2 protein-coding genes are annotated in these 1,229 nt (G+C 37.6%); both read right to left on the reverse strand.

The genetic code is table 11. From position 1 onward, the window contains the following. Positions 1-16: 16 nt before the first annotated feature. The gene (locus ACEN2N_RS18960; RefSeq protein ID WP_441825792.1) at positions 17-913 is read right to left on the reverse strand and encodes an IS3 family transposase; all 897 of its coding nucleotides are present in this window, start codon (positions 911-913) and stop codon (positions 17-19) included. Further along, the gene (locus ACEN2N_RS18965) at positions 895-1,161 is read right to left on the reverse strand and encodes a transposase (RefSeq protein ID WP_034669045.1); all 267 of its coding nucleotides are present in this window, start codon (positions 1,159-1,161) and stop codon (positions 895-897) included. Before ACEN2N_RS18965 ends, ACEN2N_RS18960 begins: the two co-directional genes overlap by 19 nt. Positions 1,162-1,229: the final 68 nt, after the last annotated feature.

Here is a 1,229-nt window from a genome sequence, read left to right on the forward strand (position 1 = left end):
TGTAGGCTTCCCTTTTTTAGGACACCTCTAAATTCGATAAATAATTATTATTTAGGTCAGATTTGATGAAGAATTTAAATTCTTCATCAAATCTGGGCTTGAATTCTTTGGGTGATATATTGCCTAATGATTTATGTGGATGGTTGAAATTATAATCCTCCCGCCAGTTATCGCTTATCTTTTGAAGCTGATAAATGTCATTGAAATAATAGGCATCCAATATATCTTCTCTAAAAAAACGATTAAATCGTTCTATATATCCGTTTTGCATCGGCTTTCCCGGTTGTGTATATTTAATTTCTATAAAGTTCTTTTTACACCAGTTCATAAATGTCTTAGAGGTAAACTCCGGACCATTATCGCACCTCACGTATTTAGGTGTTCCTATTTCATCCTTTAAACGATCCAATGTTTCGATTACGGCTCTCGCCGGATATGAAAGTCCTGCATCTATTGCCAGAGCTTCCCGGTTACAATCATCCAAAACATTAAATACACGCAACTTTCTGCCATCGGTAAGCGCATCGCTCATAAAATCCATACTCCAACACTCATTTAGTGTCAAAGGTGTTTCTAAAGGTTGTTTTATACGTTTGACCAAACGCTTTTTATGTTTACGGCGCAGACCGAGTTTCATCTCGCGGTACACACGTAACACTCGTTTTCTGTTCCATTTTAAGCCTTCACGACGGATCTTGTAATAATATTCATCAAAACCTCTAGTTGGGTACGACTCCGCCAATGCTGTTAGCTTATCGATAACCTCGCTATCATCCTTCTTACTTTGGTAATACCACATCGATCTACTCAGGCCTACAACTTTACAGGCACGGATGATAGGTACTACAAAGGTTTTGATAAGATACTTTACACGAACTCTCTTGTCGGAAGGCTTTAGAACTTTTTTGACAATACGTCCTTAAGCATCTTATTGTCAAGACTCACATCGGCATACATCTGTTTGAGCTTATTGTTCTCTTCTTCAAGCTCTTTTAAACGTTTAAGCTGCTGTTGTTCCATACCTCCGTACTTCTTGCGCCAATAGTAGAACGTGCTTTTATCAATTCCTAATTCCCTGGACAGATCACCTACAGATCTTCCTTGTTCGTTTTCCTTAAGAGCTTTAATAATCTGGCTCTCGCTAAATTTGCTGTTTTTCATCGTGACAGTTTGAATTTAAAGTTAATAAATTCGAATTATGAACTGTCCTATTTTTTGGGAAGCCTACA

Origin of the sequence: Maribacter spongiicola (assembly GCF_052119685.1) — a bacterium.
GTDB classification, from domain to species: domain Bacteria; phylum Bacteroidota; class Bacteroidia; order Flavobacteriales; family Flavobacteriaceae; genus Maribacter; species Maribacter spongiicola_A.